A 6,698-nucleotide genomic window follows, 5' to 3' on the forward strand; every position below is an offset into this window, starting at 1 on the left:
CCACGGTGAGATGTTCTTCCTCAAAGTAAAGCTCTTTGATCCCCGCTTCCGCCAAGGTGGATGAACCGGTGGAAGTGCTGGTTAACGGCACCCTGGTGGCCCGCGGAGAAGTGGTGGTCGTCAACGAAAACTTCGGCGTGCGCATAACCAGCATCATCAGCCCGGAAGAACGGGTGGAACAGCTCGGAACGCGCTAGTGCTCAACCAGGGCGGGTAGAACCCGCCTTAATTATTATTACGGAGCCCAGTATATAGATCCGGCCCGGGAAGATTTTGACAACCAAAAAGGAGGAATTGCGTAATTATTGTAGAATGATGTAACTTGTACCTTAAGTATCCTGAAAGAATTTTTAGACTCAGAAGGAGATAGAACCATGGCCAAAGCAACTGCTACCGCACCCCGGCTGGCCCGGACAGGGGAACCATCGGAGGCCGTGGCCGCTGTCCGCCCCTGGACCTACCAGGTCGCCTTCTGGGGACTGGCGGCGCTGCTCTTTTTCCCACCCTTTTTCCGGGGTCTCTTCTTTCCCCCCGACCAGGAACTGGCCCTGATGGGCGCGGCGGTAATCTTCTGGTTTACCTGGCTCTGGAAACACGGGCGGCGGGATTACAGCTTTTTATCGCACCCCCTGGACTATTTCACCCTGGCCCTGCCGCTGGTGTATGTTATCGCCGCCTTCGGGGCGGTCAACTACGGCCTGGCGGCAGACGAGATCGTCAAGAACATCCTGTATTTCCTGGCCTACTGGGTGGCTGTTCAGGTGGTGGAGCGGGAAGAGGACGCCGGCCGGCTGCTGCACATCATTTATCTGGCCGCCGCCGGTGCGGCACTGGCCGGGCTTTTCACGGCCACCGGCCTGGTCTACATAAAGGACGGTTTTCTAAACGGGCGGATTTATTCTACTTTCCAGTACCCCAACGCCCTGGCCAGCTACCTGGCCCTGGCGGGCTTCCTGGGGCTCTGCCTGTGGGCGCACTATGGTCCCCGCACCGTGGGTGAAACCATCACCGACCGGGTGCTGCTCAAAACACTGCCCCGGCACCTGCTGGAAGGCCGGCCGTACGGCTATTTTTACGCCGCGACCAACTTTATCCTCCTGGCCGTGCTTTTCGGCACCAAATCCCGCGGCGGCCTGCTCATCACCGGAGCGGTGTTCGCGCTCTACCTGGCCGGACTGCACTGGCCAAAGCGCCTGCCCGTACTGCTGCATGCGCTTTATTTGGGCGGCCTCGGTTATATTGCCTCCCACAAGTTCATTGCGGCGGCCGTGGCCGGGCAGGTGGGAACGGCCTGGCTCTGGGTCCTGGGAGGGCTGGCCCTGGTGCTGGCCGGGCAGTGGGTATACGGTTTTGCCGGAAAACGCTTTTTATCGCCGTGGCTGGAAGATAAAAAACGGACAAACCTGGCTTTAGCCTCCATAATACTGGCCTGTTTGATTGCAGGCACGGTCGTGTTGACCACACACCCTCAGGCACTGGAGAAGGTGACAAGCTTTACCTACCTGCGCAATGCCTTTGAACGCACCTATTTTGTGCAGGATGCCCTGGCTATGATTAAAGACCGCCCCGTTCTCGGCTGGGGGGGCGGCGGCTGGGAGGAAGCCTACCGGGCCTACCAGGGTTACCTGTACAACTCCAACGAAGTGCACAGCCACTACTTCCAGGTGGCCGTAGAGACGGGTATTGTTGGCCTGGCCTGTTTTTTAGGGATCTGGGTTTCCTTCCTCTGGGCTGCCCACCGGGCTTACTGGAGCGCACCCGCCGGCAGTACAAGGCGGTCCCTGGTCTGGGCCATGACTGCCGGAGCCCTGACCGTGGGTGCCCATGCAGCAATTGACTTACCTTTCCCTGTCGGCTTTAACACTGGCGTTGTGGGTACTTTTTGCCTGCACTCGAGCACTGAACAGTGGAATCATGGGTGGGAATGATGGAAATTGAGTAAAAAAAGCAAAAGAAAAAAAGAACTAAAAAACGACGGCCTGCCGGTAAGACAACCCGTATCTCCCGAGCCACCGCCGAGGAAAAGGCCTGAACGCAACAGCCAGCCTCGCCCGGCGGTCCTGGTTGCAACGTCTATCGCCTCCGCGATTGTTTTCCTTTTTGCCTTCTTCCTGGCCTCTGCAGACAGTTATGCCCGCCAGGCAGCCGGGAACCTGCAACAGGGAAACGTCGAGCAGGGCCTGGCTGCCATGCAAAAGGCGGTGGCATTTAACCCACTCAACGCCGATTACCATACCGTTCTGATGCGCATCTACCTCAGTACGGGCAAGCCAGGGCAGGCTCTGGAGGAAGCCCGGAGGGCCGCAGCGCTGAGCCGTTACAGCGCCGCCCGGCAGGCCGACCTGGCCCGGGCATCCGTGGCCGCCGGCAAATATGCAGACGCCGTGGTTTACGCCCGCCGGGCAGTTGAACTCGCACCGTACCAAATCGCCTGGTACGAAGCTCTGGCTGCCACCTGCTCTGCCGCCGGCAGGGGTGAACTGCAGGCAGGCGACAGGGATGCCGCCCGCCAGCACCTGGAAGAAGCCCTGAAGGTACCGGAGATGATCCAGGCCCGGGTGGCGGGACTTGGGGAAGAGGAGAAGAAGCTGTGGAGGGACGCCCCCATGCTTGCCGTGACGCCCGGAGTATACCTGGGCGTGGGAGAGGCTCAGTGCTTGCTGGGGCAATTACCGGGCGCAGAAAAGAGCCTGGAGGCCGCTTTGCAGGATAACCAGCTGAAAGGCGAAGCATCTCTATGGCTGGCCCTGGTGAAAGACAAAGAGGGCAAAACACAGGAAGCTCAAAAGCTGGTTAAGGAAGCCGGGCAGATAAATAAGAGTTTTGAAGCGGCTTTTCAGCAGTTGAAGGCAGTTCCGACCTTGCAGGGATAAATTGAACAGGTGCGATAAATATGTTTGAACAGGTCAAAGAGATTTACGCCTACAGGGAAATGCTCAGGAATCTGGTAGCCAAAGAGCTCCGGGCACGCTACAAAGGGTCGGTGCTCGGTTTTTTGTGGACATTCTTCAATCCTCTTCTGATGCTGGTCGTTTATAACGTGGTCTTTTCATTTGTCATGCGGGCCCAAATTAAAAATTACGCCATGTTTCTTTTCGTGGCCCTTTTACCCTGGAACTATCTTTCGGTTTCAGTCCTCCAGGGGGCGGCCAGCCTGGTGCAAAACGGAGCGCTGATAAAAAAAATCTACTTCCCCCGGGAGGTCCTGCCCCTCTCGGTGGTCCTGGCTAACCTGGTCAATTACCTGTTGAGCCTTTTAATCCTCGTTCCGGCCCTTCTGGCTTTCAAAATTAAGCTTACAGCAGCGCTCCTGGCCTTTCCGGCAGTGCTGCTGGTGGAAACCATGCTGGTGACTTCCCTGGTCCTCTGTGTTTCGGTGGCCAACGTTTACTTCCGGGACCTGGAACACATCGTAGGTATTTTGATGACCGTGTGGTTTTTCCTCACTCCCGTGCTCTACCCGGGGGACATAATTCCGGCGAGAGTGAAGCCCTTTTTCAACCTCAATCCCGCCACTTTCCTGATGGAAGCCTACCGGGCCATTTTCTTTTACGGCCGCTGGCCCGACTGGTCGTCCCTGGGCCACCTGGCCGCAGGCCTGGCAGTTCTTTTGGCGCTGAGCCTGGTTTTCTTCAGCCGGCTGCAGCGCAACATAGCCGAAGAAATCTAAACGGAGGACATCCCGTGGCTGCAGTGGAAGTAGTGAATTTATGGAAAAAGTTCCGCCTCTACCACGAGCGGGCAATATCCCTCAAGGAACGGGTCATCTTCTGGGGCAGACAGCGCGCCGAAGACTTCTGGGCGCTCAAAAACATAAACCTCACCGTGCCGCAGGGAAAAACCGTGGGCCTCATCGGCCGCAACGGCTCCGGCAAGAGCACCCTTTTAAAAGTAATCAGCCGCATCTTATACCCCACGGAGGGTGAAGTGCGCGTAAAGGGGAGGGTTTCCACCCTGCTGGAGCTGGGGGCCGGCTTTCACCCCGACTTCACGGGACGGGAAAATATTTTCCTGAACGCATCCATCCTCGGCCTGACCCGCAGAGAGATCAAGGAGCGCCTGGACGACATCATCGCCTTTGCCGAGCTGGGCGACTTCATTGACAACCCCGTACGCAATTACTCCTCGGGCATGTACATGCGCCTGGGGTTCGCGGTGGCCGTGCATGTGGATCCGGAAATCCTGCTCATCGACGAAGTGCTGGCCGTGGGAGACCTAGCCTTTCAGGAAAAGTGCCTGGCCAGAATAAGGGAGTTACAAAAACGAGGGGTAACCATCATCTTCGTCACCCACGCACCCAAGCAAGTGGAAGAATTATGCGACCTGGCGGTCTGGCTGGACCGGGGAGAGATAAGAATGCAGGGTCCTGCCGCGGAAGTGGCCCGGGCGTATGAGGAGTTTATGGGCGGAGCGGCGGGGTAACTACCCCCCCCCCCACGCTACTAATAATGCTGCCACAAGGATTAAAATGGTACTTTAAAGGAGTGCCGCCCGTATGCGTAGAAACAACTATTTCCCATCTATATCAGAGTTAGAGGAAGAAAGCTCTGGAGTTAAAATAATTTTATTTGAACACCCTGAAGTTAAGATACTTTTCGAAAGGCGCCATAAACTCCCCCCGCAAATAGAGATTAATGGAGTGAATCCCATACTTCATGTTCTTCTGGAAGGAATAGTGGAAAATCAGCTCCAGGAGCCGGATCTTCCAGAGGTTAAAGAAACAATCGAAAGGTTGGAGAGCGAAGGCCTGAGCAGACATGCAGCACGGGGGACCCATTAGACCCAATTATGCAACTAGAGAACCGGGTTCACATCGCCCGCTACCTGGAGGAGAATGGTGATCTCGAGGGTGCCTTACAAGCTCTGGAAGAAAATGTAGCTGTAGCTGAGAGTTTTCAAGACGGCCGATGGTTAAAGAATGCCTTGCAAGATTTACAGCTCTTATGCATGAACCACCAATCATTGACAAAAAGGGGGCTTCAAGTTTGAATAAGCTCCTCAAACGAATACATTTTTCCACCGTAGCTTTTGTTCCTTCTGAGTTTCGTAAGGAGTGTAGCTCATGGAATCTAAAATACTTTTCTTCATCCCTACGCTCGAAGTAGGTGGAGCCGAACGTGTATGCGTAAACTACTTAAATAACCTCCAAAACTACCGACCACTTTTAGCATTGCAGTTCAAACGCGGATCTTTATTGCGGGAACTAAAACTTAATGTTCCCATATTCACAACCGTTGACCGCGTAAATGAGAATCTCAAAAACGAAGCAATTAATGCCAAGCAATGGAAAAAGAAAGGACAAGGGTTTCTATCTCAGCTTTTCCTAGCAAAATTTATGTTTATACTCTCCCAAGCCTATCAACTAAAAGAGATTGCACAAAAAAACGATTGCAAGGCAGTGGTAAGCTTTATCACTATGCCAAATATTATAGCGCTAATTGCAAAAACAGTTTTTAACTGCCATTTTAAAGTAATTATTAACGTACACGACGTAACCAGTCGTATTTTGGAATATAGCAACCTCCAAGCTCAAGAAAGAATTATATTACGCTGGCTGATTCATCTTTTCTACCCAAAAGCCGACGCAATTGTGGCAGTTGCCGAAGGTATCAAAAAAGACCTAATTGAGAATTTTGGTTTGCCAGCTAAGAAAATTAATGTACTTTATAATCCAATTGATCTTCAAACTATACGAAATCAGGCAGCAGAATCTGTTAATCACCATTGGTTTAATGATCCTACTAAAGCAATAATTGTTGCTGTTGGCCGGCTTGTGAAGCTTAAGGGTTTTGATGTATTGATTCGCGCCTTTGCCAATATATCACCACAAATGGATGTAAGGCTAATAATTATTGGCGATGGCGAAGAACGCCCTGCGCTTCAGCATCTTATAGATCAGCTTGGGCTCAATGAGCGTATTGTGATCCTTGGCTTTCAAGATAATCCATGGAAATATATGGCTCGTGCAGACCTTTTTGTGCTTTCATCACTGACTGAAGGATTACCGAATGTCATCGGCGAGGCGATGGCGCTAGGACTTCCAATCATTGCGACAGATTGTTCCGCTGGAATTCGAGAATACATAAACGACGATAAGGTGGGGCTTCTTGTATCTCCTGGTGACCCTAAAGCTTTGGCTTCAGGAATCTTACGCCTGCTAACTAACGAACAACTCCGTAAAGAACTCTCACGTCGAAGTGTTGAGCGTGCTACTTACTTTGACTTAAGCCCTGCAGTGCAAAGGTACGAAAGCCTGCTGCAAACAGTTATTCGAGAAGGGGTTTAGACATAGAAGTCTATTGAAAACCTTCGTTGTAAAGTTAACTTGCAACCCCAGCCAGCCATAACAATAATTTGCAGCAAGGCTGGTTCCGAAGCAGTTCGACCCCCTACTAAAAATCGGCGTAAGTACAGTGACTACTTTGTGCCAGCCTGATACAGGTATCATCTTAGCTCCAGGTCATATTACGGTATCATGTTTTTCCTTTTTATCATATTGAGACAAAATAAGCTATTCCCCACGAATCAACTCCAGGTCGCGGAACAGGAATCTCTGGAACCACGTTGGTTCCATGTCGATTCCTTTGATAGCGTTTCCATTTCTTTTGTTAATGTGTTGATACTTAGAAAGACTAATGTTTTTTAAATGCTCCGAAAATTTTGTAGGTCATACAAATAATAAATAATATCAGAATATC

At 52.2% G+C, this 6,698-nt stretch carries 7 protein-coding genes and 1 pseudogene; all 8 read left to right on the forward strand.

Annotated features, from left to right (window positions below):
* Positions 1-47: 47 nt before the first annotated feature.
* Positions 48-197 (forward strand): annotated as a pseudogene (locus ACPLUI_RS09275) (FliM/FliN family flagellar motor switch protein); the annotation flags it as partial.
* 177 nt (positions 198-374) lie between these two features.
* Positions 375-1,928 carry an O-antigen ligase family protein gene (locus ACPLUI_RS09280; protein WP_424659980.1) on the forward strand — a complete coding sequence of 518 codons (1,554 nt, stop codon included), beginning with the start codon at positions 375-377 and terminating at the stop codon, positions 1,926-1,928.
* A 6-nt stretch (positions 1,929-1,934) separates the two neighbouring features.
* Positions 1,935-2,873 carry a tetratricopeptide repeat protein gene (locus tag ACPLUI_RS09285; protein ID WP_424659981.1) on the forward strand — a complete coding sequence of 313 codons (939 nt, stop codon included), beginning with the start codon at positions 1,935-1,937 and terminating at the stop codon, positions 2,871-2,873.
* Between the two features lie 20 nt (positions 2,874-2,893).
* Positions 2,894-3,670, forward strand: coding sequence for an ABC transporter permease (locus ACPLUI_RS09290; protein ID WP_424659982.1), 777 nt, complete (start codon positions 2,894-2,896; stop codon positions 3,668-3,670).
* Between the two features lie 14 nt (positions 3,671-3,684).
* Positions 3,685-4,422, forward strand: a complete 738-nt coding sequence (locus tag ACPLUI_RS09295; protein WP_424659983.1) for an ABC transporter ATP-binding protein — start codon at positions 3,685-3,687, stop codon at positions 4,420-4,422.
* Positions 4,423-4,495: 73 nt separating this feature from the next.
* Positions 4,496-4,780, forward strand: a complete 285-nt coding sequence (locus ACPLUI_RS09300) for a hypothetical protein (RefSeq protein WP_424659984.1) — start codon at positions 4,496-4,498, stop codon at positions 4,778-4,780.
* 8 nt (positions 4,781-4,788) lie between these two features.
* Positions 4,789-4,989: a hypothetical protein gene (locus tag ACPLUI_RS09305; RefSeq protein WP_424659985.1), complete on the forward strand. Its 201-nt coding sequence runs from the start codon at positions 4,789-4,791 to the stop codon at positions 4,987-4,989.
* 73 nt (positions 4,990-5,062) lie between these two features.
* Positions 5,063-6,286, forward strand: a complete 1,224-nt coding sequence (locus ACPLUI_RS09310; protein WP_424659986.1) for a glycosyltransferase — start codon at positions 5,063-5,065, stop codon at positions 6,284-6,286.
* Positions 6,287-6,698: the final 412 nt, after the last annotated feature.

Origin of the sequence: Desulfofundulus sp., assembly GCF_049701015.1 — a bacterium.
GTDB lineage: Bacteria > Bacillota > Desulfotomaculia > Desulfotomaculales > Desulfovirgulaceae > Desulfofundulus.

What these genes read in the sequence shown, in the direction of transcription:
- ACPLUI_RS09280 (WP_424659980.1), top strand. Translation starts at nt 375, where the DNA reads ATGGCCAAAGCAACTGCTACCGCACCCCGGCTGGCCCGGACAGGGGAA.
- ACPLUI_RS09290 (WP_424659982.1), top strand. Translation starts at nt 2,894, where the DNA reads ATGTTTGAACAGGTCAAAGAGATTTACGCCTACAGGGAAATGCTCAGG.
- ACPLUI_RS09300 (WP_424659984.1), top strand. Translation starts at nt 4,496, where the DNA reads ATGCGTAGAAACAACTATTTCCCATCTATATCAGAGTTAGAGGAAGAA.
- ACPLUI_RS09305 (WP_424659985.1), top strand. Translation starts at nt 4,789, where the DNA reads ATGCAACTAGAGAACCGGGTTCACATCGCCCGCTACCTGGAGGAGAAT.
- ACPLUI_RS09310 (WP_424659986.1), top strand. Translation starts at nt 5,063, where the DNA reads ATGGAATCTAAAATACTTTTCTTCATCCCTACGCTCGAAGTAGGTGGA.